Source organism: Acinetobacter sp. YH01003 (assembly GCF_013420525.1).
Taxonomy (GTDB): Bacteria; Pseudomonadota; Gammaproteobacteria; order Pseudomonadales; family Moraxellaceae; genus Acinetobacter; species Acinetobacter towneri.
In genome coordinates this window covers 12,746-39,557 of record NZ_VOXY01000018.1, presented here as the reverse complement: position 1 = coordinate 39,557, position 26,812 = coordinate 12,746, and the positions used below count along the sequence as shown (strand labels likewise).

25 protein-coding genes and 1 pseudogene are annotated in these 26,812 nt (G+C 41.6%); 14 read left to right on the top strand and 12 right to left on the bottom strand.

The features are described 5' to 3' along the window. Positions 1-110 (bottom strand): annotated as a pseudogene (locus tag FTT70_RS11990) (RNA-guided endonuclease TnpB family protein); the annotation flags it as partial. Positions 111-246: 136 nt separating this feature from the next. On the opposite strand from FTT70_RS11990, the gene FTT70_RS11985 reads away from it, so the two are divergent. Continuing rightward, a complete protein-coding gene (locus tag FTT70_RS11985) occupies positions 247-891 on the top strand; it encodes an acetoacetate decarboxylase family protein (protein WP_167846493.1) in 645 nt (214 codons plus the stop codon). Between the two features lie 40 nt (positions 892-931). On the opposite strand, the gene FTT70_RS11980 is transcribed toward FTT70_RS11985, so the two are convergent. After that, on the bottom strand, positions 932-2,005 hold the full coding sequence (locus FTT70_RS11980; RefSeq protein ID WP_131261892.1) for an alpha/beta hydrolase: 1,074 nt from the start codon (positions 2,003-2,005) through the stop codon (positions 932-934). 220 nt (positions 2,006-2,225) lie between these two features. Between FTT70_RS11980 and FTT70_RS11975 the strand changes: the two genes are divergently transcribed. The 5 genes from FTT70_RS11975 to FTT70_RS11955 all read left to right on the top strand — a co-directional run bounded on the left by FTT70_RS11975 (position 2,226) and on the right by FTT70_RS11955 (position 7,543). Continuing rightward, positions 2,226-2,693: a hypothetical protein gene (locus FTT70_RS11975; protein ID WP_131261893.1), complete on the top strand. Its 468-nt coding sequence runs from the start codon at positions 2,226-2,228 to the stop codon at positions 2,691-2,693. 566 nt (positions 2,694-3,259) lie between these two features. Next, on the top strand, positions 3,260-3,832 hold the full coding sequence (grpE, locus tag FTT70_RS11970; RefSeq protein ID WP_257220042.1) for a nucleotide exchange factor GrpE: 573 nt from the start codon (positions 3,260-3,262) through the stop codon (positions 3,830-3,832). Positions 3,833-3,953: 121 nt separating this feature from the next. Further along, positions 3,954-5,891, top strand: a complete 1,938-nt coding sequence (gene dnaK / locus FTT70_RS11965) for a molecular chaperone DnaK (RefSeq protein ID WP_154321227.1) — start codon at positions 3,954-3,956, stop codon at positions 5,889-5,891. Between the two features lie 219 nt (positions 5,892-6,110). Beyond that, on the top strand, positions 6,111-7,025 hold the full coding sequence (locus tag FTT70_RS11960) for a matrixin family metalloprotease (RefSeq protein WP_180096318.1): 915 nt from the start codon (positions 6,111-6,113) through the stop codon (positions 7,023-7,025). 140 nt (positions 7,026-7,165) lie between these two features. Next, on the top strand, positions 7,166-7,543 hold the full coding sequence (locus FTT70_RS11955) for a hypothetical protein (protein ID WP_162164695.1): 378 nt from the start codon (positions 7,166-7,168) through the stop codon (positions 7,541-7,543). A gap of 70 nt (positions 7,544-7,613) precedes the next feature. On the opposite strand, the gene FTT70_RS11950 is transcribed toward FTT70_RS11955, so the two are convergent. The 4 genes from FTT70_RS11950 to FTT70_RS11935 all read right to left on the bottom strand — a co-directional run bounded on the left by FTT70_RS11950 (position 7,614) and on the right by FTT70_RS11935 (position 11,794). Then, on the bottom strand, positions 7,614-8,900 hold the full coding sequence (locus FTT70_RS11950) for a lytic murein transglycosylase (protein WP_004969803.1): 1,287 nt from the start codon (positions 8,898-8,900) through the stop codon (positions 7,614-7,616). Between the two features lie 678 nt (positions 8,901-9,578). Beyond that, on the bottom strand, positions 9,579-10,700 hold the full coding sequence (locus FTT70_RS11945; RefSeq protein ID WP_180168650.1) for a 5-(carboxyamino)imidazole ribonucleotide synthase: 1,122 nt from the start codon (positions 10,698-10,700) through the stop codon (positions 9,579-9,581). 14 nt (positions 10,701-10,714) lie between these two features. Further along, complete coding sequence (gene purE, locus FTT70_RS11940) at positions 10,715-11,227, bottom strand: 5-(carboxyamino)imidazole ribonucleotide mutase (protein WP_019836195.1); 513 nt, start codon at positions 11,225-11,227, stop codon at positions 10,715-10,717. Between the two features lie 225 nt (positions 11,228-11,452). Continuing rightward, entirely contained in the window at positions 11,453-11,794 is a 342-nt protein-coding gene (locus FTT70_RS11935) for a DMT family protein (protein WP_004969799.1), read from the bottom strand. 240 nt (positions 11,795-12,034) lie between these two features. Between FTT70_RS11935 and mpl the strand changes: the two genes are divergently transcribed. Then, the gene (gene mpl / locus FTT70_RS11930; protein ID WP_179990937.1) at positions 12,035-13,405 is read left to right on the top strand and encodes a UDP-N-acetylmuramate:L-alanyl-gamma-D-glutamyl-meso-diaminopimelate ligase; all 1,371 of its coding nucleotides are present in this window, start codon (positions 12,035-12,037) and stop codon (positions 13,403-13,405) included. Between the two features lie 238 nt (positions 13,406-13,643). Continuing rightward, complete coding sequence (locus FTT70_RS11925) at positions 13,644-14,729, top strand: zinc-dependent alcohol dehydrogenase family protein (RefSeq protein WP_096902007.1); 1,086 nt, start codon at positions 13,644-13,646, stop codon at positions 14,727-14,729. 161 nt (positions 14,730-14,890) lie between these two features. Here the strand turns inward: FTT70_RS11925 and FTT70_RS11920 are convergent, their stop codons facing one another. Continuing rightward, positions 14,891-15,172, bottom strand: coding sequence for a GNAT family N-acetyltransferase (locus FTT70_RS11920; protein WP_004969793.1), 282 nt, complete (start codon positions 15,170-15,172; stop codon positions 14,891-14,893). Between the two features lie 398 nt (positions 15,173-15,570). Between FTT70_RS11920 and FTT70_RS11915 the strand changes: the two genes are divergently transcribed. From FTT70_RS11915 to FTT70_RS11900, 4 genes are all read left to right on the top strand, one after another. Beyond that, on the top strand, positions 15,571-16,536 hold the full coding sequence (locus FTT70_RS11915; RefSeq protein ID WP_104852786.1) for a TerC family protein: 966 nt from the start codon (positions 15,571-15,573) through the stop codon (positions 16,534-16,536). A gap of 159 nt (positions 16,537-16,695) precedes the next feature. After that, positions 16,696-18,036 (top strand): guanine deaminase, encoded by a 1,341-nt coding sequence (guaD, locus tag FTT70_RS11910; RefSeq protein ID WP_180168649.1) that lies wholly within the window; start codon positions 16,696-16,698, stop codon positions 18,034-18,036. A gap of 217 nt (positions 18,037-18,253) precedes the next feature. Continuing rightward, a complete protein-coding gene (gene hpt / locus FTT70_RS11905) occupies positions 18,254-18,781 on the top strand; it encodes a hypoxanthine phosphoribosyltransferase (RefSeq protein ID WP_004969787.1) in 528 nt (175 codons plus the stop codon). Between the two features lie 197 nt (positions 18,782-18,978). Continuing rightward, positions 18,979-19,236 carry a GlsB/YeaQ/YmgE family stress response membrane protein gene (locus tag FTT70_RS11900; RefSeq protein ID WP_004969785.1) on the top strand — a complete coding sequence of 86 codons (258 nt, stop codon included), beginning with the start codon at positions 18,979-18,981 and terminating at the stop codon, positions 19,234-19,236. Between the two features lie 174 nt (positions 19,237-19,410). Here the strand turns inward: FTT70_RS11900 and FTT70_RS11895 are convergent, their stop codons facing one another. Together FTT70_RS11895 and dmeF are read right to left on the bottom strand one after the other, a co-directional pair. Then, positions 19,411-20,058 (bottom strand): DsbC family protein, encoded by a 648-nt coding sequence (locus tag FTT70_RS11895; protein WP_372238852.1) that lies wholly within the window; start codon positions 20,056-20,058, stop codon positions 19,411-19,413. A gap of 171 nt (positions 20,059-20,229) precedes the next feature. Continuing rightward, positions 20,230-21,213, bottom strand: coding sequence for a CDF family Co(II)/Ni(II) efflux transporter DmeF (gene dmeF, locus FTT70_RS11890; RefSeq protein ID WP_178867906.1), 984 nt, complete (start codon positions 21,211-21,213; stop codon positions 20,230-20,232). A gap of 58 nt (positions 21,214-21,271) precedes the next feature. On the opposite strand from dmeF, the gene FTT70_RS11885 reads away from it, so the two are divergent. Together FTT70_RS11885 and FTT70_RS11880 are read left to right on the top strand one after the other, a co-directional pair. Further along, positions 21,272-21,538 (top strand): metal/formaldehyde-sensitive transcriptional repressor, encoded by a 267-nt coding sequence (locus FTT70_RS11885; RefSeq protein WP_004969779.1) that lies wholly within the window; start codon positions 21,272-21,274, stop codon positions 21,536-21,538. Positions 21,539-21,641: 103 nt separating this feature from the next. Beyond that, complete coding sequence (locus FTT70_RS11880; RefSeq protein ID WP_171287397.1) at positions 21,642-22,829, top strand: MFS transporter; 1,188 nt, start codon at positions 21,642-21,644, stop codon at positions 22,827-22,829. 116 nt (positions 22,830-22,945) lie between these two features. Here FTT70_RS11880 and FTT70_RS11875 read toward each other — a convergent pair whose 3' ends face one another. From FTT70_RS11875 to yidC, 3 genes are all read right to left on the bottom strand, one after another. Further along, the gene (locus FTT70_RS11875) at positions 22,946-23,281 is read right to left on the bottom strand and encodes a DUF1622 domain-containing protein (protein ID WP_180052182.1); all 336 of its coding nucleotides are present in this window, start codon (positions 23,279-23,281) and stop codon (positions 22,946-22,948) included. A 320-nt stretch (positions 23,282-23,601) separates the two neighbouring features. Continuing rightward, entirely contained in the window at positions 23,602-24,957 is a 1,356-nt protein-coding gene (gene mnmE / locus FTT70_RS11870) for a tRNA uridine-5-carboxymethylaminomethyl(34) synthesis GTPase MnmE (protein WP_179995527.1), read from the bottom strand. A 91-nt stretch (positions 24,958-25,048) separates the two neighbouring features. Then, positions 25,049-26,812 (bottom strand): membrane protein insertase YidC, encoded by a 1,764-nt coding sequence (yidC, locus tag FTT70_RS11865; protein ID WP_004969769.1) that lies wholly within the window; start codon positions 26,810-26,812, stop codon positions 25,049-25,051.

The following is a 26,812-nucleotide window of genomic DNA, read 5'->3' as shown; positions in this document are numbered from 1 at the left end:
TGCCTAAACCCTAAATCATTGACATAATTCCAGACGAAGTTCACTTCTGATGCTAGTTGGTCTAACACCTTGCAATGTTTGTCTTTTATACGTAATTTAAGGGTTTTCATGTACTTATATTAACAATTAAAACTCAAGAAAAATAGTCCTTAGTTAAATCAAACGACACTTCATGTCGTGTCGCTTATATCTCTGACCTGAAGGACAGAGTTTTACGCTCCATTTGATAAAAATAATTCAGATCAGATCCGACTGTGTCCAGCACCTTGGCAACTTCAAGGTGAAGCCTATATTTTAAATTATTGGCTCAGCCCGCATTTTTTAAATCTGGCACAGCCTTTTGGCTTAGCACCTTCTTTTTTAGGGCGTCTTGTTCAAGTCATGTGGGTACGTTATAACGCTAGCCCCATTGGCGCTTATGATGAGCTGCTGATTTTAGATCATCCTCTATTTAGGCAGCGTCGTTTATCTACCATTCCTAAAATTTTTGTTTCAACTGAGTCTTCTGTGCAACACGGACAACAGCTTTGGGGTATTCCGAAAGAACTGGCAAGCTTTGATTGGGATATTCAAGATCGACAGATGAGTTGCAAAATACAACACGCAGATTTGCAATTCGCCATTCAACTTGAAAAATGCAATACGCAACGTAGCTTTATTGATAGTCATTACATCCCTGCTGCGCTTTTAAAAATTCAGCAAACATGGCAAGGGAAATCTTATCAATTTAATCCTTCTTTTCGCGGCAGATTAATCCCACTCAAACATGCGTCTTGGCAATCGAATCCAAGTTTGTTTCCTGATTTTAATCAGGCACGCTTCATCAATGGTTTTTACGTGCCTGAGTTCGAACTGACTTTTCCAGAAGCCGAAATCTCTACTCTGGTTTAACCGTTCCACGTGAAACAGATTAACAAAGACAACCCAAGGTTTAGCTACGTGGTCGATCCCAAAATTTTCTAAAGTTTTTACACATTTCAATGCTGATTTTTTTGGCGCGACGCGACACAAAGGTCATGCTAATAAAACCATGTGTTTGATCTAAATATTCTACATATTTTACCGTGACAGCATGTTGACGTAATTTATGTGCATAAATTTCAGCTTCATCATGCAAAACGTCATGCCCTGCTGTGACCACAAAGGCAGGCGCTAGTTTTTTCAATTTGCCAAAAGTTGGCGAAATGATTGGATCATCCAAAGCGACCTGATGCTGTGTGACATAGTGCTGGGTGACAAAATCAATATCTTGTCCCGTCAACACCAAACCATCTTTATAAGCAAAGAATGAAGGATGGCGACTCTTAAAATCTAAGGCTGGATAAATTAAAAATTGTGCGTCAGGTGCATAGGCTGAATGAGCACTACGCTGTGCAACCACCGCTGCAATATTACCACCCGCACTATCGCCTGCCACCGCTATGCGATTTTTTAAAATTTTCATTTCTCGACGATGTTGATATGCCCATGCCAAAGCATCTTCACAGACTTGAATAATCTGCTGTGGACTAGCTTCAGGCGCGAGTGGATATTCCACACTCAACACTTGTGCATGGGCATGTACCGCCATTAAGCGGCAAAATTCGTCATGACTGTCTAAACCACCCACCACAAAACCACCACCATGATAAAACACGATTAAAGGCAATTTTTTATGTGGTGCAGGATGATAATAACGCGCTGCGATATTGCCACTGGCTAAGTTTAAACGGATTTCTTCAACTCGTTTGACCGCAGTTGGAGTGCTCAGAATAGATTGCATTTGTCGATCAAATGCCTGTCTAGACTGTACAGGGTCAGCACCAATAAAACCAATTTTCCCTTGTTTTAATTGTGCCGCCATCATGCATTTAATAAATGGATCAAGGTCTGGATAATGATACGGATAACCCAAAGCTTGAGCCAAAGTATGATGTACTCGACTTGGTAACTTATTTAATGCACGTGCAGCAGCACCTTGTCCTTTGTGCAATTTATTTTTGAGAGATGAATTCAAAATTTGCATGCCTGTTCCTTTTTATATGTCTGCATGATTTGCCTAAACGCTTCATAATTTCTTCATGATCAACAGCACAGTGACCATTTTGTTATACAAGTGCTTCAATCGTTATACACATTCAAATTACCTATACGCTACCCTGCTTTTATGACGCTGTCATTGACACTATTGCAGTCTATGTTTGATGTTTCAGACAAATTCACCTCATCAGCTCAGGAGGCAGAGCATGACTAAAAAATTAATCTTACTTTCATGTGCGACTGCTTTTTTAGCCGTAGGTTGCGTAGTCGTGCCTGACGAAGGTTACTACGATGGACGATATGAGCCACGCTATGATGATGATCATCGACGTTATGACAATGATCGGCAGCGTTGGGAATATCAACAAGGTAAAAATCGGGTTGAGTTAGAGCGTCGTAAACGTGAACTAGAACGTCGTGAATGGGAACAAAAACGACAACAGCAATTACAGCAACAACGCTATGAACAAGAGCGACAACGTTTAGCAGAGCAGCGTAAACGCTTATCGGAACAGCAGCGTAAACAGCTTGAGCAAAAGCGTAAGCAGCAAATTGAAGCTGAACAAAAAAAGCGTGAGGAAGCACGTAAACGCTGGCAACAACAACGTGATGCACAACAAAAGCGCTGGCAGGAAAACCGTAAAGACCGTGAACAACGACGTGATCGTGATTGAGTCTTGCAGCAAAGCAAAACAAATGAGGTAAAAAAAGGGCTTATTCAGAAGTTAGATAAGCCCCGAAAACACATTTAGCAATACACAAGAAACTACAGCGATATAGCATCTATGCGCAAAGAATAAGCAGTGTTAGGTTTTGTGTAAAATATATAATTACTCTCGATTAAGCTGTTTTAGCGATTAATCAACCAAAACTTAAAAACTCTAATCATACGCATGCACAATATAGTGAACAAACACCCAGTCGAATCCTGTTGATAAAACAGTGTTTTTAGCTATCTCCGTAATAAAAGCACTGGTTTAGCTGAATAATCAGCTCCCTATTACCATACTTTTTTAAACAAAAAAATATTATAAGTTTCAAAGTTTAATTTGCTTCATTCATCCGCCGACATCTTGATTCAAAATGTATTTTTTTGACCAAATTTCATGGCAATGAAAATTAATCTACTGGCACGCTTGAATTTTGCCTGCCCTGCCCCGATTTCTTAGCTAATTACGAACTTCTCTAACCATGGCAGTTCAGCAATAACGCAGTTAGCACTGACGCCAAAGGACTGTACATGTTTAAAAACCCATTTAAACGGAGTAAATCAATGGCAACTGAGCAGAACGAACAAACTCAAGACCTTGAGCTAGAGCAGACGGAACAACAAACAGCGCAAGATACTGAGCAAGCAGAAGTTTCCGTTGAGTCTTTACAAGAACAACTGAGCAAACTTGAAGAAAACCTAAAATTGGAAAAAGCACGTACTGCCAATGCAGTTTACGAAGCGGAAAAAACCAAAGAGCGTTTAGAACGTGAAGCAGATACAGCTAAAAAGTTTGCTTTAGAAAAGTTTGCTAAAGAATTATTGGATTCTGTAGACAACCTTGAGCGTGCTATTGCCGCCAATGGTGATGAAAAAACTGCCTTGTCTGAAGGTGTGGAACTGACCTTGAAATCATTACTGACCACTTTAGAAAAGTTTGGTGTGGTGGTGATTGATACAGCCAATGGTTTCAATGCAGACCTGCATCAAGCCGTAGGGATTGATCCAAATGCAAAAGCCAATGAAATTGGCAACGTATTACAAAAAGGCTACACCTTACATGGTCGCTTACTCCGCCCTGCAATGGTGATGGTTGGCGCTTAAGCCTTATAAAATCGAGAGTTGATAAAAAATTTTCATCTAAACAACTTGAAAAATTTTGATTGGCTCTCATATCGAATAACAAGTGAAAACATTGCAAAAGAATTTTTGAGGAAACATCCAAATGGCTAAAATCATTGGTATTGACTTAGGTACAACTAACTCATGTGTAGCGGTACTTGAAGGCGACAAAGTTAAAGTAATTGAAAACGCAGAAGGCGCACGTACAACTCCATCTATTATTGCTTATAAAGATGGCGAAATTCTTGTAGGTCAATCTGCAAAGCGTCAGGCTGTAACTAACCCGAAAAACACATTATTCGCAATTAAGCGTTTGATTGGTCGTCGTTATGAAGACCAAGCGGTACAAAAAGACATTGGTCTTGTGCCTTACAAAATCATCAAAGCAGACAATGGCGATGCTTGGGTTGAAGTGAATGACAAGAAACTTGCACCACAGCAAATTTCTGCAGAAACTTTGAAAAAGATGAAAAAGACTGCCGAAGATTATTTGGGCGAAACAGTTACTGAAGCCGTGATTACTGTACCTGCGTACTTTAACGATGCACAGCGCCAAGCAACCAAAGATGCGGGTAAAATTGCAGGCTTAGAAGTTAAACGTATCATCAACGAACCAACTGCTGCTGCGCTTGCATTTGGTATGGACAAGAAAGAAGGCGACCGTAAAGTTGCTGTATATGACTTGGGTGGTGGTACTTTTGACGTATCGATCATTGAAATTGCAGACCTTGATGGCGACCAACAAATTGAAGTGTTATCAACCAACGGTGATACCTTCCTTGGTGGTGAAGACTTTGACAATGCCTTGATCGAATACTTGGTTGAAGAGTTCAAAAAAGAGCAAAACTTCAACTTGAAACAAGATCCATTGGCATTACAACGTCTGAAAGAAGCGGCTGAGAAAGCAAAAATCGAGCTTTCATCTTCAAATGCGACTGAAATCAACTTGCCATATATCACTGCAGACGCAACAGGTCCGAAGCACTTGGTGATGAACGTGACTCGCGCCAAACTTGAAGGTTTGGTTGCTGATTTAGTCGCTCGTACCATTGAGCCATGTAAAGTTGCGCTACAAGATGCAGGACTTTCAACTTCTGACATCTCTGACGTGATTTTGGTGGGTGGTCAATCACGTATGCCACTTGTACAACAAAAAGTACAAGAATTCTTTGGCAAAGAGCCACGTAAAGACGTAAACCCAGACGAAGCTGTTGCAATTGGTGCAGCAATTCAGGGTGCCGTATTGTCTGGTGACAAAACTGACGTATTGCTTCTAGACGTAACTCCGTTAACGCTTGGTATTGAAACTATGGGTGGCGTGTTGACGCCAATCATTGAGAAAAACACCACGATTCCTGCGAAGAAATCTCAAGTGTTCTCAACAGCGGCAGACAACCAGCCTGCAGTAGACATTTCAGTTTACCAAGGTGAGCGTAAAATGGCTCAACAAAACAAATTGTTGGGTAACTTCCAATTAGGTGACATTCCACCAGCGCCACGCGGTGTGCCACAAATTGAAGTTTCGTTCGACATTAACGCTGACGGTATCTTGAAAGTGTCTGCAAAAGACAAGAGCACAGGCAAAGAACAATCGATTCAAATTAAAGCAAACTCTGGTTTGAGCGATGCTGAAATTGAAGCGATGATTAAAGATGCTGAAGCAAATGCTGAAGAAGACCGTAAGTTTGAAGAACTTGCAAAAGCACGTAACGAAGCGGATGCTTTAGTTTCTTCTGCTCAAAAAGCAGTAAAAGACCTTGGTGAACAAGTGACTGCCGATGAAAAAACTGCGATTGAAACTGCAGTCACTGAGCTTGAAGCGACAACCAAAGAAAATGATGTAGATGCAATCAAAGCAAAAACTGAAGCATTGCAAAACATCATCATGCCAATTACGCAACGTGCGTATGAAGCTGCACAAGGTCAAGGCGGTGCACAAGGTTTCGACCCAAATGCATTTGGCGGTGACGCAGGTCAACAAAAAGCCGATGATGGCGTTGTGGATGCTGAATTCACTGAAGTCAAAGATGATAAAAAATAATTTGTCGCTTTAACGCACATCAAAAACCGCGCTGCAAGCAATTGCAGCGCGGTTTTTCTTTTCGATATCCATACACTGACTTCAAGATTTAAATGAAAGAGCACAGACAATTGGACGCTCAACCGAGTACAATAGATAAAATGATGCTCTAACTGCAAATAGATTGAGTTTCTGCCCTACTTTCGGCTACAGTAAACCCAAAAAAGGATGCCGCTAGCAATGCGTTTGTTTCTATTGGGTGCAATCATACTGTTTTCTATCTTGCTGATTTATCAAAATATTCAACATCCTCATACACGACACAATACAGTACTGGATAGTTTGCAACATCCTTTAGATACTCGCTTACGTTATCGTATTGGAGAAATCGATCCGCGTTTTGGCTTAAGCCATGCCGATGTACTACAACTAAGTCAGGAAGCCACCCTGATCTGGACACAAGGGACGGGACAGGATTATTTTGTATATGATCCAAATGCCAAGCTCGCCATTCACTTGATTTATGATCAACATCAAGATGAATCCAACCAACGACAACAGCAACTTACAGCCATTGAACAACGCCAACAACACTGGAGCAATCAAAACCAAAATATTCAAGCACTAAAACAAGAAATTGCAGATAAAAATCAACAGCTTGATGCAAAAAAAATGCTATTTGAACAACAACTTGAACAATACAATCGTCAAGTACAGCAAATTAACCAAAGTGGTGGGCTACATCCTTCGCAACAGGAAGTTTTTGCAGCCAAAAAACAAGAAATCCAGCAAAACATGTGGAGTTTAGAACACGAAATGGCGCAATTTAATCAACAAATTAACCAACTCAACCAACAAGTCGATGCCCTCAATCAACTCAATCAGGACATTGATATTTCCATCCAGCAATTTAATGCACGTTTTCAGCCACGTTTATTTGATAAAGGCAGCTTTGATGGTCAGGCCATTCGGATTTATGAATTTCAATCTAAAGATGATTTACGCTTAACTTTGGCGCATGAATTCGGCCATGCTTTAGGTTTAGCACACCATAACGACCCTTATGCCTTAATGTATCCAATGCTAAAAGATCAGCAGTTGCAGAATTTCCAACTGCGCCCTGCCGATCTCGATTTACTCCATGCACGGCATTGAGCAATCTGGCAAACTGAAGTGACTAAAACACAAAACTCCCCTCACCCTGTACGATAGTTGCATATCCATTACACGTGCAAAGGCAGCAAATTTACTCATTTCATGTTATTGTGAAGGCTCTGTATAACCCTGAACGATCTGTGGAGATTCATGTGAGTTACTACCATATCCTGATTGAAGTAAATGACCACATCAGCACGATTGAACAAAGCCGTGATATCGAAATTTTTGATATTGTTGAGCTTCAACCTTGTCTCCACTCGATTTTATTGCCGTATTTTAATGAGCAAGTGATTGAACTTGAAGATGAAAATATTGAATACAAAGATATTTTGCATCTTGAGGTTAGACAGACCTTATTACCAATTGAACACCTGATTGAAGAAGAACAGCGTTTGCTGCCAAGTGATACCGACATCACCATTTCAGCTTATGAAATTTTTAATAACAAAGAATTAAGCCAAGATGTCACGACTGTGATTTTTGATTTGCTTGAAGCAGTGAAAATTGAACCTTAATCCCCTGTTTTAAGACAAAAATTAAAAAGGTCTGCACATTTGCAGACCTTTTTTATGCAATCGCAACAACTTATTGCATCATTTGTTTGGCCGCTTCATTACGAAACGCTCTTAAAATTTGCTGCCCTGCCCGACCTGTTGCAGCCAAGCCGAGTCGAGTCTGTTCCTGACGAATCGCTTGACGGGTTTTGTCGCCAATTAAACCATCCACTTCACCAATGTCATAACCACGACTTAACAAAAAGCGTTGAATTTCACGGCGTTCTGCGCGGGATGTACCTGCATCATCGGTTGGCCAAGCGGTGCGGAATGCAGACTGCCCCATTAAACGATCTGATAAATGCGCAATCGCTAAGGCATAACTTTCTGCTGCGTTATAGCTATAAATGGCATCGAAGTTTCTAAACACTAAGAATACAGGGCCATTCGCACCTGCAGGTGCCATCAAGCCTGCCTGACTACTGCCCGATAAATTGCCCTGAATTAATGCCGAACCATCTGCACGAGTCAACCCACGATTAACCCAACTGCTGAGGGATTTTTTATTGCGTCGCCCTTCACCACTCAAAGACATGCCTGCAGGCACTTTGACTTCAAAGCCCCACGGCTGCCCTGTTTGCCAGCCGCGACGTTTTAAAAAGTTAGCGGTGGAAGCCAAAGCATCTGGAATACTAGATACTAAGTCACGGCGACCATCACCATCAAAATCGACCGCCAACTCATCATAGGTCGATGGCATAAACTGAGTATGCCCAAACGCCCCTGCCCATGAGCCTTTTAATTGTGATTCAGTGACATCACCACGTTGCAATAAACGCATGGTGGTAAAAAACTCACCTCGGAAATAGCTTTGACGGCGTCCTTCACAGCTCAAGGTACCTAGCGCTTGCAATAATGGATAGGATCCTGAAATCGCACCAAAGTTACTTTCTACACCCCAAACCGCCACTACGGTTTCTGCAGGTACGCCATAGGCTGCTGCAACACGATTGAGCACATCACGGTGCTGTGCCAATTTCTGCTGTCCTGCCTGCACGCGCTCATCATCGACCAAGCCTGAGAGATAATCCCAGATTGGCGTAGAAAATTCAGGTTGGTAATTTAAACGCTCAATGACGGAATAATCTGGGCTGAGATTTTGAGTATAGCGATCATAACTGCTGCCACTCACCCCTTTGGCAATGGCTTGGCTGCGTAAATTGGCCAAACAACTTTGAAAATGGTTTTGTGGTTGAAAATTTGCAGATGTACTGACCGTTGGTGTTACGGTGACAGATTTTCCATTGATAATCAGTTCTGCCTGAACCTGAGTAGCTGCCATTGCAGCTGTCGCAAAAATCACAGCGAAACGATGCATAATACCCTTTGATGTGTTTTGAATTTAAATCTTGGCTTTACCATAACACCTTCAGCCACAGAGATCAGATGAAAATCTGTAACTTTAAATTCATTTACACAGTTTTAAATTCATTTTCTCGTTTTAAATTTAAAACACTTATCCACAAGTACGGCATCTCACATTTTTAAATTCAAAATCACAACACATGATAAGACTTTTAAATTTAAAAGTTTAAATTCAAATTAAACCAACCCAAGTTATCCACAAAACACGACATTCACTACATATTTACGATGTATTACTTTGAATTTAAAAGTAGCTTTTTAAATTTAAAGATCAAAAGAGCCGCTACTTTATTTAAATTCAAAACTGCAGATCTATCTTTAAATTCATTTCTGATATTTAAATTCAAAGTTGAAGCATCGCTTTAAATTTAAAACGCGCTATTTGAATTTAAAGTTTTGAATTCATAATTATCATCTGTTTCCCATCAGACTTGTGCGCATTTTTATTTTAAGTATTGCTTTGCTACGGTGATGGTTGCTTATTCAGCCTGATCTATCTTAATCAACCTAAAATTACAGCGTCAATCCTAGACAGATTAACGGTAGAACACCTTAAAAATGGGCAGAATAAAAAATGTGAGAGCATAAAAAAGCGCTCATCGTGATGAGCGCTTTGGCGTCATTTTTAAATTTACAAGCTCATATCAGCACTGAGCGCCAATGGATTTGGCAAAATTTTTGCCAATTGGCGGCATAAATCTGTCAACTCAGCAGCATCATTCGGCATTAAAGTAATATGCCCAAGTTTACGACCTTCACGCTCAGTTTTATTGTACAAATGCAAATGTGCGCCATTCAATGCCAACACATCTTCAGTTTTGGGATGCTGACCAATAATATTGACCATCACCGTTGGACGTACCACTTCAGTTGAGCCTAACGGTAAACCTGCTACAGCACGAATATGGTTCTCAAACTGCGAACACACCGCGCCTTCAATTGACCAGTGACCTGAGTTATGCACACGAGGTGCCATCTCGTTGGCATACAAGCCCTTGTCAGTGACAAATAGCTCTAACGTCAACACACCTACATAATTCAAGTGATTGAGCAGGCGAATGATATAGTCTTGTGCCGCAGGCTGCAAGTCAGCGCTGTTTGGTGCAGGGACAATCGAATGCGACAAAATACCGTTGTGATGATGGTTTTCTGCCAATGGCCAAGTTTTTACTTCACCATTTTGACCACGCACCGCAATAATAGATACTTCACGTGAAAAAGTAACAAAACTTTCTGCGATCAAGCTGCCTGCAGGGCCAAGTTCTGCCCATGCTTGTTCAATCTGATCTGCACTGCGCAGTACAAACTGACCTTTGCCATCATAGCCGCCTGTTGCGGTTTTTAGCACAATTGGCAGACCGAGTTCAGCTACAGCAGCCTGTAAACTTTCCAGCGAGTTGACGGCTTGGTACGGCGCAACAGGAATCGCCAATTCATCAAATAAGCCTTTTTCCAGCAAGCGGTTTTGGGCAATTGCCAAAGCCTGACGTGGTGGATGCAAGTCTTTGTGCTTAATCAATACATCAACATCAGCCAACGGAGTATTTTCAAACTCAAGGCTGAATACATCGGCACTGTGTATAAAATCTTGTAGGCTATTTTCGCTTTTGCTGGCAAAAACCTGACCCAAGGTTGCCGCTGGGCAATCTGGACTGGCTTCAAAAAAGGTACATTGAATATTTAAGGGTAAAGCCGCTTGTGCCATCATGCGACCCAATTGACCGCCACCAAAAATACCGATGGTCTTATCCATAGTAATTGTCCCGCTTAAGCCTGACCTGGAATATTGTTGCTTGAAACTTTCTCAGTTTGCGCGGCACGGAAATTGGCAACATTTTGTGCAATTTCTGGACGGGTTAAACCTAAAATTTGGGCTGCCATAATTGCCGCATTGGTTGCTCCCGCAGGACCAATCGCCAATGTACCTACGGCAATACCTGCAGGCATTTGCACAATTGAAAGTAATGAATCGACACCATTTAAAATTGAAGATTTCACTGGCACACCCAAAACAGGTAAATCAGTTTTAGCTGCACACATACCTGGTAAGTGTGCGGCACCACCAGCGCCTGCAATAATCACCTGAATGCCACGATCACGCGCTTGCTCAGCATATTCAAATAAGCGATCTGGGGTACGGTGTGCAGAAACGACTTCCGCTTCAAATGGGACACCAAGCTGCTTCAGCATATTGGCAGTGTGTTCGAGAGTTGCCCAATCCGATTGAGAACCCATGATAATTCCAACGAGAGGAGCGTCTTGTGCAGCGGCCGCGTTCATTACAAATATTCCAGAAACGAAACTAAGGAAAGAGAAATTCAGGCGAGAAAGCCAAGCTTGAATAAGAACTCCACATTATAGACTGATTTTTCGACTTGTTAAAATTGAACACGGCGACTCAACCGACTTTTTTGATTATTTTTATCTGGTTATTTTCTAATAATTAACCACAGGCTCACACCATTGCAGCTACGCGAGCTGTTTAAGCCATGCAAAAGCACCATTTTAAGATGCTCGAAACACAAAATATACGCAGCCACATAAACATAAAGCTGCCCATAAATAATCCAGTTTAAAAGGTTGCTTAAACAAAAAAATCATAAACGGGACAAACACCAATAAAGTCACAACTTCTTGGGTAATTTTCATTTGACCTACCGCCCAGCCATGCTGCGCCAGCAAACGGGTAGCAGGAATCATCAAACTGTATTCAAACAGGGCGATCACCCAACTGAATAAAATAGCCTGCCACAGCGGCGCATCATGTGGTAAAAACTTGAGATGACCATACCACGCCAAGGTCATAAAACAGTTTGCAACCACCAAAAGTAAAAATGCTGAAGACATTGTGTCGTACTATCTTAAAAATTCAGTTTTATTTTACGAGCTATTTGCCATGAAAAATGCAAGAGCAGCAATTTTTTACATCGTTTGGCGCAGATTCAGCGCTGAAAAATCCCTGAAAGGAGATACAAGAATCACTATCTTTTCGCCAAAACCCTTGCTATCGTTGCTTCAAATCAAGTTAATCACGACAACAGCACAAAAATACGTGATGTGTCTATAAAAGCAGTGGAGTAAGGCGGAATGCATCTGCATATTTTGGGTATTTGTGGCACATTTATGGGCTCATTGGCACTTTTGGCCCGCGATTTAGGACATACCGTCACAGGTTCAGACCAAAACGTCTATCCACCGATGTCGACTCAACTGGAAAATGCAGGCATTACCTTAATGCAAGGTTATGACCGCAGCCATTTACAACCGCATCCAGATTTAGTGATTGTGGGCAATGCCATGAAACGTGGGATTGATGCGGTTGAATACATGCTGAATGCAGGTTTACCGTATATTTCTGGCCCGCAATTTTTGGCCGATCATGTCTTGCAAGGAAAACACGTACTGGGCGTTGCAGGCACGCACGGCAAAACCACCACCACCACCATGTTGGCGTGGGTATTGGATCAGGCAGGCTTGGAACCGGGCTTTTTAATTGGCGGCGTTCCGTTAGGCTTTAGTGAAAGTGCACGTTTGGGTGCAGGTAAATATTTCTGTGTCGAAGCCGATGAATACGACTCTGCATTTTTTGATAAACGCTCCAAGTTCGTGCATTACCATCCTAAAACCGCCATTTTAAATAACCTTGAATTTGACCATGCCGATATTTTTGATGATTTAGCTGCAATTCAAAAACAATTCCATCATTTGGTGCGTACCATCCCAAGTGAAGGACGCATTATTGCCCCAATTACAGAAACCCATATTGATGAAGTGTTAGAAATGGGTTGCTGGACACCTGTGCTACGTACTTCGCTCAATGCAGATCCACAAGCGGAACTGTATGCAGAACAACTTGCAGCAGATGGTTCACATTTTAAAGTTCTGAAAAATGGTGTGCTACAAGGTGAAGTGCGCTGGAATATGACAGGGCAACACAGTGTCGCCAATGCCTTGGCAACCATCGCCGCAGCAGAGCATGTTGGGGTTGCAATCGAAACCGCATGTACAGCACTGTCCAATTTTGGTGGGGTGAAACGCCGTATGGAGTTATTAGGCACCATACGCGGCATTGAAGTCTATGATGACTTTGCCCACCATCCAACCGCAATTGAAACCACACTGGACGGCGCACGTAAGCGTTTGGGTGAACGTAAGCTTTGGGCGATTATTGAGCCACGTTCCAACACCATGCGCATGGGCAGTCATAAAGAAGGCTTGGCGGATTCGGCACGTTTGGCGGATGCTGTAATTTGGTATCAACCTGAAGGTTTAGACTGGGATTTACAGCCTGTGGTTGCGGCTGCTCGCAATCATGCGGTGGTGGCCAATACTTTGGATGAAATTATTCAAAACATCGTGAGCCAAGCAGGTGAGGGCGATGCAGTGGTGATTATGTCAAATGGTGGATTTGGTGGTTTACATCAAAAACTCATTCAAGCGTTGCAACACACGGCTTAAAATCGCTTAAACTGATTTAAAACTCTTTCAAAAAAAATCCCCTGTTTTTGGAAAAAAATAGGGGATTTTTATATTAATTATAAATTTATATATTATAATTATTAAAAGCAACAATACTGCTCATGAACTTGTCATCTTGACCTGTTACTTTAAAAAGATTACATCCTGCGAGCATGACGGTTGCTACAGGTTGGCTGCTGGATGTCTTTCATCATTATTACTAAGAAGGATGGTCACAATGTCAAAAACAATGAAAGCCATGGTCTACCACGGCGCCAATGATATTCGTTTTGAAGAACGCCCACGTCCAGAAATTTTACAACCAACAGATGCCGTGATTCGTCTCACCAAAACTACAATTTGCGGTACTGACTTAGGTATTTGGAAAGGTAAAAACCCAGAAATTCAAGACACTGCAGTTGCCAAGACAGGGCTATTTGATGGCCGTATTTTAGGTCACGAAGGTATCGGGATTGTTGAAGAAGTCGGTTCGGCAGTCAAAAATTTCAAAAAAGGCGACAAGGTCATTATTTCTTGTGTCAGCCGTTGTGGTACTTGTGAAAACTGTCAAAAACAACTCTATGCACACTGCCAAAATGAAGGCGGTTGGATCATGGGATATATGATTGATGGTACTCATGCTGAATATGTCCGTACTCCATTTGCAGACACTTCTTTATATTTGCTGCCTGAAGGTTTAAATGAAGAAGTTGCGGTTTTCTTGTCTGATGTATTGCCAACTTCACATGAAATTGGTGTGCAATACGGCAATGTTAAACCTGGTGATACCATTGCAATTGTGGGTACAGGTCCAATTGGCATGGGTTGTCTGCTTACCGCACAGTTCTATTCTCCTGCACAAATTATCGCAGTCGATATGGACGATAACCGCTTGGCGATGGCAAAAGAGTTGGGTGCAACCCATACCATTAACTCTGCCAAAGAAGATGCGGTACAACGTATTTTAGAGATTACAGGTGGTCGCGGGGTAGACTGTGCCATGGAAGCTGTAGGTGTCGAAGCCACTTGGGATATTTGCCAAAATGTCGTGAAAGAGGGCGGACATATTGCCAATGTGGGCGTACATGGTAAGTCGGTAAATTTTGAGTTAAACAAACTCTGGATTAAAAACCTGACCATCACTACGGGTTTGGTGAATACCAATACGACAGGCATGCTGTTAAAAACCTGCTGTTCAGGCAAATTACCTTTAGAAAAACTGGCAACGCACCATTTTAAATTCTCTGAATTTGAAAAAGCCTATGATGTGTTTAAACATGCTTCAGATGAAAATGCCATGAAAGTGATGATTAATTACGAATAATCTTGGCTTAACTATGTTACAAAAAAGCCAATCTACGCGCTGTGGATTGGCTTTTTTGGGCTTTTATAATATTTTCAAGAAAATTTTAGACTGCACGACAGACGAAGTCTGCATGCTGTTTTAATACCAACACATTAGATTATTTCAACGTAGAAAGACTTTTAAGCCACGACATCAGCATATTGTGTATCTGTTTCAAAAGCCGTCTCAATATAAGAGCACACGGGTACAATTTTTAGCTGCTTTTCACGTGCAAAGGCGACCAAAATATCTAATAGCTGACGGGCAACCCCTTGACCTCGTAATGTCAGATCGACCCAAGTGTGATCTGCTAAAATAGTGTGATCATCTTGATATTGATAAGTAATTTCAGCGATATGCCGACCATCTCGTTCAATAAAAAACTCGCCACCGCGTTGGGTTTCTTGATGTTGAATTTGCATAAGTCCACCTATCAAACTAAATCTATTTTTTCAATTTGCCACACTCTTTACGAAATATTGTGCTGAATTTGTACAAATTAAAGTGATTTACCATACAGAATAAATTGCACAACACTTAAAATTATGTAATTCTTTACGCAGATTTAGGCAGCGTCCTAATCCCAAATTATGTTGAACAAGGGGAGTAGCCTCCTCCAAGCGTTAAAATATAACTTTAACGTGTCAGCGTTTCGTCATTACACTTTGCAAAAAGTCGGACGCTGAGCATAGTGCACATACTTGTTGATACAAGTCCGCTCTATGTAGGCAAGACCTTGATCATGTTGTTACAGATGTTTGAAATCATCTGACGACAGGTCAAGGTTTTTTTGTGGCCAGTTGTTGGATGTGGAGATTGTATGGAATCCATCGGCAATTTATGGCTATATCTGGTCTTTTTTGCAATTGTTGCAGTCATGCTCGCCATTGACTTCTTAGGCTTTAAACAAAAAGCAGGCGAATCGGTCAAAGTCAAAACCGCTGCGTATTGGAGTATCGCCTGGGTCAGTGTGGCAGCTTTATTTGGTGGCGGTTTATGGCTGTATCTTAAACACAGCGTTGGGCTAGAAGTCGCCAACACCAAAGTCATGGAATACTTTGCGGGTTATTTGCTGGAAAAATCACTGGCGATTGATAATGTATTCGTTTGGTTGATGATCTTCGCCGCATTCGCCATCCCACCGGGCTTACAGCGTAAAATTTTACTCTACGGCGTACTGGGCGCAATTATTCTCAGAACCATTTTTATTTTTATTGGAGCTTGGTTTGTACAAGAATTCTCCTGGATTTTGTATATTTTTGGCGCATTTTTGGTCTACACAGGCTTTAAATTCTTAAAAGGTCCAGAGCAAGAAGCCAGCAATATTGAAGATATGGCGTTGTTGAAATGGCTACGCAAACACATGCGTATTACCCCAACACTGGAAAAAGATCAGTTTTTTGTGCGCCAAAATGGTGTACTTTGGGCAACGCCATTATTTTTAGTTTTAATTTTGGTCGAAGCATCTGACGTTATTTTTGCCGTGGATTCTATCCCTGCAATTTTTGCCGTGACTACCGATCCGTTTATTGTACTCACTGCAAATCTTATGGCTATTTTGGGCTTACGTGCCATGTTTTTCTTGCTCTCAGGCGCAGCCACTAAAATGCATTATTTACCGTATGGACTGGGTTTAATTTTACTATTTATTGGCTTTAAAATGCTGATGTTAGATGTATTCCACATGCCTATCTGGATTTCACTCGGCTTTATTGTACTTGTGCTGACAATCACTGCGTGGTTATCAATTCGACATAGTCGAAAACACCATGAAACCACATTATAAAATTTAATAATCCCCACCATCGTTGCAAGCCTTCTTTCGAGAAGGCTTTTTGTATTCATTTCACCAAGTTTTAATTTACCGTACGATAAATTTTATCGTACTGCTGCAAGCTACATTTAAGGTACAATCTCTTGAAAAATGAAAAATGTAGGTTGTTTTATGCCATCTCCTGTACAACGCACCGCAATTCGTGGTCGCTTTCTTGATTTCAAAAACTGTACCAGCCAAGCCGATCAAATTTCAGAACAAGTCCGTTATGTAGACGATGGCTTGTTAATTTGCGAACAAGGCAAAATTCAGTGGTTTGGTTCATGGCAAGAAGGGCAGGCAAAGCTAAACGCCAACACAGAGTTCCATCATTATCCTGACCATCTCATTGTGCCTGGCTTCATCGACACCCATATTCATTTTCCACAGACTGAAATGATTGGCGCGTATGGTGAACAATTACTGGAATGGCTGAATACTTATACTTTTCCGACTGAACTGCAATTTGCAGATAAAGCCTATGCAGATCAGATTGCACAATTTTTTGTGCAGGAATTACTGAAAAATGGCACCACCACAGCTTTGGTGTTTTGTACGGTACATCCTGAATCGGTAGATGCGTTGTTTGAAGCGGCAGCACAACATCAAATGCGTTTAATTGCAGGTAAAGTGCTGATGGATCGGCATGCACCTGAAGCATTGTGTGACAGTGCAGACTCAGGCTATACAGACTCTAAAGCGTTGATTGAAAAATGGCATGGAAAAGGACGTAATCTCTACGCGATTACGCCACGTTTTGCACCGACTTCTAGCCCTGAGCAACTGGCGCGGGCAGGGCAACTCAAAGCCGAATATCCCGATGTTTATGTACATACCCATTTAAGTGAAAATCACAATGAAATTGCGTGGGTGAAACAATTATTTCCAGAGCAAAATGGATATTTAGATGTTTATCATCACTATGGTTTAACAGGTTCACGTTCGGTTTTTGCGCATTGTGTGCATTTAGAAGAACATGAATGGCAATGTCTGCATCATACCAATTCTGCAATTGCCTTTTGTCCAAGCTCCAATTTATTTTTGGGCAGCGGTTTATTTCCGCTGCATAAAACTTGGGAGCGACAGGTGAAGGTCGGTTTAGGTACAGATATTGGCGCAGGCACCACGTTTAATGTACTGCATATCCTCAATGAAGCCTATAAAGTACAACAACTGCAAGGGGCAAAACTCTCTGCTTTTGAAGCGTTGTATCACGCCACATTAGGTGCTGCCAAAGCTTTGGACTTAGACGATAAGCTGGGGAATTTTAAGGTAGGCAAAGAAGCCGATTTTGTGGTGCTGGATTTAAATGCCACCGCTTTACAACGCTTACGACAACAACGTTCCAAACATCTTGAAGATGCATTATTTGCCCTCATTACTTTAGCAGATGACCGTAATATTCATGCGACCTATATTTATGGACAACGTGCCTACTACCAACCCAATCAAAACTCAGCAGCAGGTGGCTAAACCTGCGCAATCCTCGTATATAAAACCCATCGGATGGGCAATGCTGATACTCGGTTGTGCTTTGTTGTTACGCTCAGATTCTCACTCAGCACAAAAATGATGCTATTTTAACCATGCAAGCACGTGCAACATCGCGCAAGATATATTAAAATTAGCGCATATTTTGGGGTGTTGCAGGTCAACACCTTTTTTATTTTTGCTTTTTAGGTATCTACCCATGACAGTTGAAATGCAGGTTTTGATTTCTGCAGAAGAAATCCAAACAAAAGTTCAGGAACTTGGTCAAAAAATTAATGCTCACTATGCCAATAGCGACAAAGAGTTGGTTTTAATTGGCTTATTACGTGGTTCTGTATTGTTCATGGCAGATTTATGCCGCACCATTCAAAAGCCGCATGAACTGGATTTTATGACTGTATCCAGCTACGGCGGAGGTACTGTGTCATCGCGTGATGTGAAAATTTTAAAAGATTTGGATGGTGAAATTCGCGGTAAAGATGTCTTGGTGGTTGAAGATATTATCGACTCGGGCAACACCCTAAATAAAGTGATGGAAATTTTGCAAACCCGTGAGCCAAATTCAATTGAGCTGTGTACCTTAATTAGCAAGCCATCACGCCGTGAAATTGAGCTTGAAGTTAAATTTATGGGCTTTGAAATTGAAGATAAGTTTATTGTCGGTTATGGCTTGGATTATGACCAAAAATATCGTCATATTCCGTTTATTGGCGAAATTGGCTTATAAAACAAATACGCCTCGCTTTAAAAAAGTGATCGTTTCAGATCACTTTTTTTTATGGCTGAAATTTGCATTTCATCTATCTAACAGGACAAAAACACTACATGCTGTAGCATTATTCGACTATTTTCCTTGGGATTTTTCGGCAAAGATAAGTCTGAAACATGATGTAAAACATAAACAAAGATAACAAGGAGCTGCTCATGTGGTCATTAATTGTCGCAATTGTGGTGGGTTTTATTGCAGGTCTAATCGCCCGCGCGATTCATCCTGGAGATGATAAAGCAGGGTTTATTGTCACCACCTTACTTGGGATTGCAGGGTCTTTATTGGCAACCTATGCAGGGCGTATGATGGGATTGTACGGTGATGGTTCTGCCGCAGGCTTTATTGCCTCCATCATTGGTGCGCTGATTATTCTATTTATTTATAATACGTTCATGAAAAAATCGCGTGCTTAAATCCTGTATTAACGACTGTAATTTTTCAGTCAAACATCTTCTCTCTCAATAAAAAAACCGCCTAAAAATTGAGGCGGTTTTTTTATATCTACTTCGCAATCACAAATTTCAGGTTTGCTCCGATACACACTACACAATTTTAGTTGCCAATATCAGATAAAAAATTAGCCGTTCTTAAAGACCAAATTCTTTAAAAATCTGTTCAATTTGTGCCGCAGGATATGCTCCCATAACTTTAAAGCCATTCGAGAAAATAATCGCAGGCGTACCGTTTACACCTAAACGATGCGCTAAAACAATGTTGCGCTCCACAGGGTTGGCACAACTGCTTTGACTTGTAGGCAATTGTGCTTTTGTGATCAGGTTTTCCCAAGCAAGAGCAGGGTTTTTCTCACAATACACCTGTTTAGATGGCGCAACAGATTGCGCTTTTAACGGCAAAATAAAGGTATAGATTGTAATATTGTCCAGCTTTTTCAGTTCAGCCTCAAGCTGTTTACAATATGGGCAATTTGGGTCAGAAAAGATCGCAATCTGACGTTTTCCCGTACCTCGCACACTTTTGATTGCATCTTGTAACGGTAACTTTTTCCAATCGACACTGTTTTGTTGGATCAATAAATCTTTGGTTAAGTTATGCTGATCCTTTAAACGAATCATTGAACCCGCCAAAATATGTTGTGCATCTTCATTCAAATACACCACTTGACCATCCATAGAGGCACTGTAAATACCTTTCATTTCTGTGGCTTGAATATTGTCTAATTTCAGTTGCGGATGCTGTTGTTTGACATTTTTACTAACCGTTGCAACATCGGCCATGCTCACGGCGCTGCATAATCCCATTAAGGCAGCTAAACTCAATTGTTTAATCATGTGTTTCATCTAAATAAAGTAAATTTAGCCTGATTCTAAGCTGAAAGCTGCACAGAATTCAGTATTTTTAAGCCAGAATTACGCAATTGCTACAACTCGTTTTTGCTATGCAACGCTTTAGGTTTCACGTGGAACATTCAAGCCTGATGGCGGATTAATTTCTACTGAAATATGCACAATTTCTTCATGAATGGCGAGGGCGGTGCGGACTTGATCTGCGTCTAAATCGTGTGCGGTTTCCAATGCCAAAATACAGGAAAATTTACCCTGTCCGACTTTCCAAACATGCAAGTCTGTAATCATCACACTGACTGGTAACTCTGCAATCACTTCACGAATTTCATCCACCACAGGATGATCCATTTCTGCATCCAGCAATGTTTTCCCTGTTTCCTGCATCAAACCTATCGCCCAACGCGCCACTAAAATTGAACCAACAATACCTAACAGTGCATCTAGAAAATCCCAGCCCCAATATTTACCCGCAATTAAAGCAATAATCGCAAAAATTGAAGTCACCGCATCTGCCACCACATGCATAAAGGCGGCTTTTTGATTCAGGTCATGGCTGTCATGCGTATGCTCATGATGGTGATGGTGATGGTGATGGTGATGGTGATGGTGATGGTGATGGTGATGGTGATGGTGATCATCTTCATGTAATAACCATGCACAAATCAAATTGACCAATAACCCTAAAATTGCAATTGGGATGGCTTGGTTATACTGAATATCGACAGGAAAAAATAAACGCTCGATAGAGTGAATTGCCATAAATGCAGCCACCACCAACAATAAAATGGCGCTGCTATAGCCAGCTAAAATTTCAATTTTCCATGTACCAAAACTAAACCGTGTATCTGCTGCATAATGACGTGCTGCCCGATAGGCAAAATAAGCCAAGCCTAGCGCCAGCATGTGTGAGCTCATGTGCCAGCCATCCGCTAGCAAAGCCATGGAATGAAAAATCCAACCACCCAAGATTTCCAAGAACATCATGACAGCCGTCAGCAAAGCCGCATATAATATTTTTTTCTGCGCCAGCGGATTGCCTTGATCGAATTGATGTGGATGGATACGATGAGAGTGTTGCTGACGCATAATGGGAAATCATTGTTAAATATACTCCCATAGAGTATATAAAAATTGAGGTGATGTGTTGGGTCATTTACATACAGATAAGAAAATTTTAAATCGCGTCAAACGCCTACAAGGACAAATTGGGGCAGTAGAACAAGCACTTCACAATCCTGATCATGGCTGTATTGAAGTTTTACAACAAGTCGCAGCCATTAAAGGTGCGGTCAATGGTTTGATGAATGAGTTAATCGAATCGCATTTACGCCATCATGTGATTGGTGATCAATGCGCGATTGATGAACATGAACTGGAAGAGTTTATGAAATTGCTGAAACGCTATGCTTAAACACAAATAGGCTTGACCAGATTCAAGGCTTGTCTTTACACTGAGTGATATTTCTCACTATATGAGACTAAACTCAACAGTTTAGCCATCAATCGAGTTTTTTATGACTCAATCTCAATCTTGGCATCCTTTTGTGATGATCAGCCTCGCCCTGATTATTGGCACCATGGGCACGGCACTTGCAAGCCCACTGTATCCAATTTATCAGGAACTGTGGCAGCTTTTACCTAGCCATATCACCTTTATTTTTGTGGCGTATATGCTCGGTTGTTTGGCTACCTTGCTCTTTTTAGGACGTACCAGCAACAGTATTGGCTTCTTAAAAACCCTAGAATTGGGTTTAGTCATCATCACCCTCGGACTGATTCTGTCGATGTTTGCCACCAATGCACTTTGGCTTGCTCTGGGGCGTTTTGTGATTGGGATTGCTTCAGGTCTTATGACCACATCGGCGTTAATTGGCTTAATGTGGAGTATCCCCGAATCACATAAAGCACATGCGCCACAGCTCAGTTCAGTCATTACCGCAGTCGGGTTTGGCTTAGGCCCTTTGCTTGGTGGCGGTGTGGCACAATTTTCAGCAGCACCTTTGTTTAGCCCATATATTCCAGTCATTTTGGGTGCTGTCCTGTGTTTTATTGGATTGTTACGTTTAGCGCCACCTGAATTTACACCACAAGCCTTCTCGATTGCCCCAAAATTAGAACGCCCAGAACCACGCTTTCATGCAGAATTTTATATTACAGGTTTAACTGCATTCTGTGCCTTTGCTGCCTTTAGTTTATTTGCTTCGCTCTCTCCCTCTTTTGTGCAAGTGATTATTCCGTGGCACGGGCCTTTGGTCAGTGGTTTGGCTATCACCTGTATTTTGCTGATTTCAGCGCTGGTGCAGTATTTTTCCAAAGCCATTCCTGCACAAAAATGTCTAAATTATGGGCTGTATTTGCTGTTATTGAGTTTATTGGTACTCGGTTTATGCATGTATTTACACTGGAGTTTTCTATTTTTTGTGAGTGATGTGCTGCTTGGCATAGGACATGGATTGGCATTGATTGGCGCTTTTGGCTTAATTCATGCCATGACCAATCTACAGAATCGCGCTGCAGTGATGTCGACCTATTTATTTGTGGGCTATTTAGGCACAATTCTGCCAATTATTGCAGTCGGTTATTTGGCCGATCATTTCGGTTTAACCACCGCCGTACTTAGCTTTTGTGCAGCCATCTGCTTACTGTGTGGCTACATCATTATTTGGTATCGCCAGTTGCAGAACAAACCTGTTTTAGGATGAGTTTTTACCTAAACTAAACGTTAAAATCAGGACAAGGTTTGAATCAGCTGAGTTTATTCAAACCTTGTAGATGAATGGGACTATGTCTTCTGTTTTGATCTCAAACTCAATAGCCATTATTTTTCATTAAGGGCTTGATGTTCTAACTCTTTGGTCAGGAAGTAATTCAAAAAGGTTCGAATCACTGCAATGATCGCCAATTTAATTAGGCTATCTAAATCTGGATCTACCGTGGTGGCTAAAATATCTGCAGCCAACTGAAATTCAAGCGCCGTCGCAAGCCAATCCCCAAAACAATAACGTGCAGTACGCCCCGATTTTAACCGAACCAGCACCCATAAAGTTTTAACTAGACCAATCACCACACAAATCACAGAAATGGCTTCGAGTGACAATTGCAGAAAATGAACCGAAGAAATGAGTATTTCACGTAAAAAAGCCAGTTCAAACATCCAAAAAACCTCCATCAGAGATTTCATCTCGTGCATTTAGGATTGAATTGAGCGCCAATCTTTGATTATTTTCTCATCATAGCTTTAAATGCTGCGGTTTAAAAAAACTTGCGTGATTATTGATGGGTTTTCATAAAGGTAAATTGAAATGTTTAAACATGACATGGATTAAATCGGGTTTGTAACAAAAGAGACACTAAACATTATCAAATAGGCTGATTTTTATCAGCTGACCAACCTAAAATAGGATAATAAAAAAGCACTAAGCCACTAAAACTTAATGCTATTTTCATATCAAATCAGAAAGTAATCGCTAAAAATCATTTCCCAATACAAAACGATCCAAAAATCTTGCCCAACAAATCATCTGCAGAAAAATCACCAGTGATCTCACCCAAAGCATTCTGTGCAAGACGTAACGACTCGGCTACTAATTCCCCCGCATGATAGACCACCAACTGCTCACGTGCTTCAGCCAAATACTGCTGCGTGCGCTTCATTGCGTCTAAATGACGGGTACGTGCAATAAAGGTATCTTCTTCAGGCTGAAAGCCTGCATGCGCTGTAATCGCCTCTATGAGCGATTGAACACCTGTTTCTTGTTTGGCCGACACAGTAATATGTCTAAACCCTTTAAAATCTGAAATTGCAGCTTGTACACCAGTTAAATCACATTTATTGCCAATCAACATCAAACGCTTCGGTTCAATATGTTCCGCAAAATAATGCTGTGCCAATTGCAACGGATCTTCGTTTTGGCTCAAGTCATAGACCAATAACAATAAATCTGCCTGTTCAATTTCTTTAATCGCACGGCGAATCCCTTCCTGTTCCACAATATCCCCTGTTTCACGCAAGCCTGCAGTATCAGTCAGGGTAATTGGTAAGCCATTCAGGGTAATTTTTTCATGCAATACGTCACGAGTAGTCCCTGCAATATCGGTCACAATCGCACGTTCAATACCCGCCAAGGCATTGAGTAAGGAAGATTTACCTGCATTCGGTTTGCCCGCAATCACCACCTGCAGACCTTCACGCAACAATTGTCCCTGACGCGCAGATTGTTGCACAGCAGTCACCGAAGCAGCCACTTCATCCAGCAAATTAAGGATTTTCCCATCGGCCAAAAAGTCAATTTCTTCTTCAGGAAAATCAATAGCAGCTTCAACATGCAGACGTAAGTGAATTAACTGTTCCAGCACGGTATTCACTTTGGTGGAAAAAGCCCCTTGCAGGGAACGTAGAGCAGAACGCGCAGCGGCTTGTGAAGTGGCATCAATTAAATCGGCAATGGCTTCGGCCTGTACCAAATCCAGCTTGCCATTTTCAAAGGCGCGCATCGAAAATTCACCCGCTTTGGCAGCCGTTGCACCGAGTTCCAGTAAACGTGCCAATAAAGCATTTTGAATCACTGGGCCACCATGCCCTTGTAGTTCCACCACATCTTCGCCAGTAAATGAATGAGGATTGGGGAAACAAATCACCAAACCTTCATCCATGACTTCATTGGCTGCATCGTAAAACTGGCGAAAACCTGCATAACGCGCTTTGGGTAAGTCTTTTTGGGTCAATGCTGCGGCAATCGCATAGGCTTTTGGTCCCGACAGGCGAATCACCCCCACACCACCACGGCCAGGTGGAGTCGCGATTGCGGCAATGGTGCTGCGGTTATACATAAAATTCACCTAAAACTTTCAAAATATATGCAAAGAAAAATCCGCCTAAGATTACCATCTTAAGCGGATTTATTCAGCAGCTCAGCCATACTTAATTGACTGGAGTTGCCTCTTCTCGTTTAGCGCGGTCTTTTTCAACACTTTTGTTGATCAAGCTTTGCTGCAAAATCGTAATCAAGTTGTTGACAATCCAGTACAGAACTAGACCTGCAGGGAAGAACAATAAGAATACGGTAAATACCACAGGCATAATGCGGAAGATTTTTGCCTGCATTGGATCTGTTGGCTGTGGGTTCAACATTTGTTGAACATACATGGTCACACCCATCAACAATGGCAAGATAAACCAAGGGTCCATTGCCGATAAGTCTTGAATCCAACCTAACCACGGTGCATGGCGTAACTCTACCGATTCCATCAATACCCAGTACAAGGCAAGGAAAATTGGCATTTGTAGTAACAATGGCAAACAACCTGACAGTGGATTCACTTGTTCACGTTTATAAAGTGCCATCATTTCTTGCGAGAAACGCATACGGTCTTCGCCAAATTCTTCTTTCATGCGCTGCATTTCTGGTGCAATCACACGCATTTTCGCCATAGAACGATAGCTCTTAGACGATAACGGCCAAAGAATCAGTTTGACAAGAACGGTTAATAAGATGATTGACCAACCCCAGTTGCCCACTAAACCATGGAAGAATTGCAAACCAATAAACAATAATTTTGCAATTGGCCATAACCAGCCATAATCCACAGTTTGGTTCAAACCTGTCGCCAAATCTTTCAATTCAGACTGAATTTTTGGACCAGAGTAGAAGGTCGCATCAACTTCTGCCACCGTACCTGCAGGGACATTAATGGTTGGCGAGGTAAAACCAATGATGTTCATTTCATCGCTAGATTTACGTGATTCCAACTTCGCTGCATACGGTTGACCATCGGCCTGCGTCAATTTTAACTGCCCCGGAACCCATGCACTCACGAAATAGTGCTGAACCACGGCCACCCAACCACCTGTTGCATCGACATTCAATTTTTCGTCATTAAAATTGTCAAATTTCAACTTGTTGTAGTGTTCTTCAGGTGTTCCCCATGCGCCGCCAAGGAAAGTACCCAAGGTAAAAATACCTTGATCTGACTTGCCTGGATCATCTGAATTATCACGTTTCAACTGACCAAACATCTGACCTTGCCAGTTTTGGCTGCTGCGGTTAATCACTTTGTGATTCACCAGCACAGGATATTCACCTTCAGTAAAACTAAAGGTTTTAATGATTTCTACACCATCGGCAGTTTTATATACCATTGGGACAGTTAAAGTTTTAACTGTTTCACCCGCTTTATTTTTGCTTTCTTTGGCATCGGCTAAGCTATAAGTCGATTTTTCAATTTCATAGCTTGGGCGGCCATTACGGCTACTGTCTGGACCATTCAGCCCGATTAACCCAGATTGCGCGACATAGGTGCGCTTAGCATCGCTTTCCAGCATGACGAAAGGATCGTCACTGTCTTTATTTTTGTCATGATTGAGTAATTCAACACGAACAATATCACCACCTTTCGGATTGATCCAAAGATGATAAAGGTCAGTTTGTACTGAAATAAGCTGCTGACTTACAGGTGCTGTGGCATCGGTTGTTTGCTGTGCAGGAATATTTGCTTGCGGTACATCAGAAGCTGCTGTAGCCGTTTGGGCATTCGGCAAATCTGCAGACACTTCATGTGAAACAACGGCAGTTTTTTGCTGCGGTGCTGTTTCAGCATTTCCATAATCTTTTTGCCACGCCAAAATGAGCAAATATGCGACGACAAACATGGCCCCGAGAATTGCAAACCTGGCCCATTGTTGCAT

What these genes read in the sequence shown, in the direction of transcription:
- FTT70_RS11980 (WP_131261892.1), bottom strand. Translation starts at nt 2,005, where the DNA reads ATGCAAATTTTGAATTCATCTCTCAAAAATAAATTGCACAAAGGACAA.
- FTT70_RS11975 (WP_131261893.1), top strand. Translation starts at nt 2,226, where the DNA reads ATGACTAAAAAATTAATCTTACTTTCATGTGCGACTGCTTTTTTAGCC.
- grpE (WP_257220042.1), top strand. Translation starts at nt 3,260, where the DNA reads ATGTTTAAAAACCCATTTAAACGGAGTAAATCAATGGCAACTGAGCAG.
- dnaK (WP_154321227.1), top strand. Translation starts at nt 3,954, where the DNA reads ATGGCTAAAATCATTGGTATTGACTTAGGTACAACTAACTCATGTGTA.
- FTT70_RS11960 (WP_180096318.1), top strand. Translation starts at nt 6,111, where the DNA reads ATGCGTTTGTTTCTATTGGGTGCAATCATACTGTTTTCTATCTTGCTG.
- FTT70_RS11950 (WP_004969803.1), bottom strand. Translation starts at nt 8,900, where the DNA reads ATGCATCGTTTCGCTGTGATTTTTGCGACAGCTGCAATGGCAGCTACT.
- FTT70_RS11945 (WP_180168650.1), bottom strand. Translation starts at nt 10,700, where the DNA reads ATGGATAAGACCATCGGTATTTTTGGTGGCGGTCAATTGGGTCGCATG.
- purE (WP_019836195.1), bottom strand. Translation starts at nt 11,227, where the DNA reads ATGAACGCGGCCGCTGCACAAGACGCTCCTCTCGTTGGAATTATCATG.
- FTT70_RS11935 (WP_004969799.1), bottom strand. Translation starts at nt 11,794, where the DNA reads ATGTCTTCAGCATTTTTACTTTTGGTGGTTGCAAACTGTTTTATGACC.
- mpl (WP_179990937.1), top strand. Translation starts at nt 12,035, where the DNA reads ATGCATCTGCATATTTTGGGTATTTGTGGCACATTTATGGGCTCATTG.
- FTT70_RS11925 (WP_096902007.1), top strand. Translation starts at nt 13,644, where the DNA reads ATGTCAAAAACAATGAAAGCCATGGTCTACCACGGCGCCAATGATATT.
- FTT70_RS11920 (WP_004969793.1), bottom strand. Translation starts at nt 15,172, where the DNA reads ATGCAAATTCAACATCAAGAAACCCAACGCGGTGGCGAGTTTTTTATT.
- FTT70_RS11915 (WP_104852786.1), top strand. Translation starts at nt 15,571, where the DNA reads ATGGAATCCATCGGCAATTTATGGCTATATCTGGTCTTTTTTGCAATT.
- guaD (WP_180168649.1), top strand. Translation starts at nt 16,696, where the DNA reads ATGCCATCTCCTGTACAACGCACCGCAATTCGTGGTCGCTTTCTTGAT.
- hpt (WP_004969787.1), top strand. Translation starts at nt 18,254, where the DNA reads ATGACAGTTGAAATGCAGGTTTTGATTTCTGCAGAAGAAATCCAAACA.
- FTT70_RS11900 (WP_004969785.1), top strand. Translation starts at nt 18,979, where the DNA reads ATGTGGTCATTAATTGTCGCAATTGTGGTGGGTTTTATTGCAGGTCTA.
- FTT70_RS11895 (WP_372238852.1), bottom strand. Translation starts at nt 20,058, where the DNA reads ATGGCCGATGTTGCAACGGTTAGTAAAAATGTCAAACAACAGCATCCG.
- dmeF (WP_178867906.1), bottom strand. Translation starts at nt 21,213, where the DNA reads ATGCGTCAGCAACACTCTCATCGTATCCATCCACATCAATTCGATCAA.
- FTT70_RS11880 (WP_171287397.1), top strand. Translation starts at nt 21,642, where the DNA reads ATGACTCAATCTCAATCTTGGCATCCTTTTGTGATGATCAGCCTCGCC.
- FTT70_RS11875 (WP_180052182.1), bottom strand. Translation starts at nt 23,281, where the DNA reads ATGTTTGAACTGGCTTTTTTACGTGAAATACTCATTTCTTCGGTTCAT.
- mnmE (WP_179995527.1), bottom strand. Translation starts at nt 24,957, where the DNA reads ATGTATAACCGCAGCACCATTGCCGCAATCGCGACTCCACCTGGCCGT.
- yidC (WP_004969769.1), bottom strand. Translation starts at nt 26,812, where the DNA reads ATGCAACAATGGGCCAGGTTTGCAATTCTCGGGGCCATGTTTGTCGTC.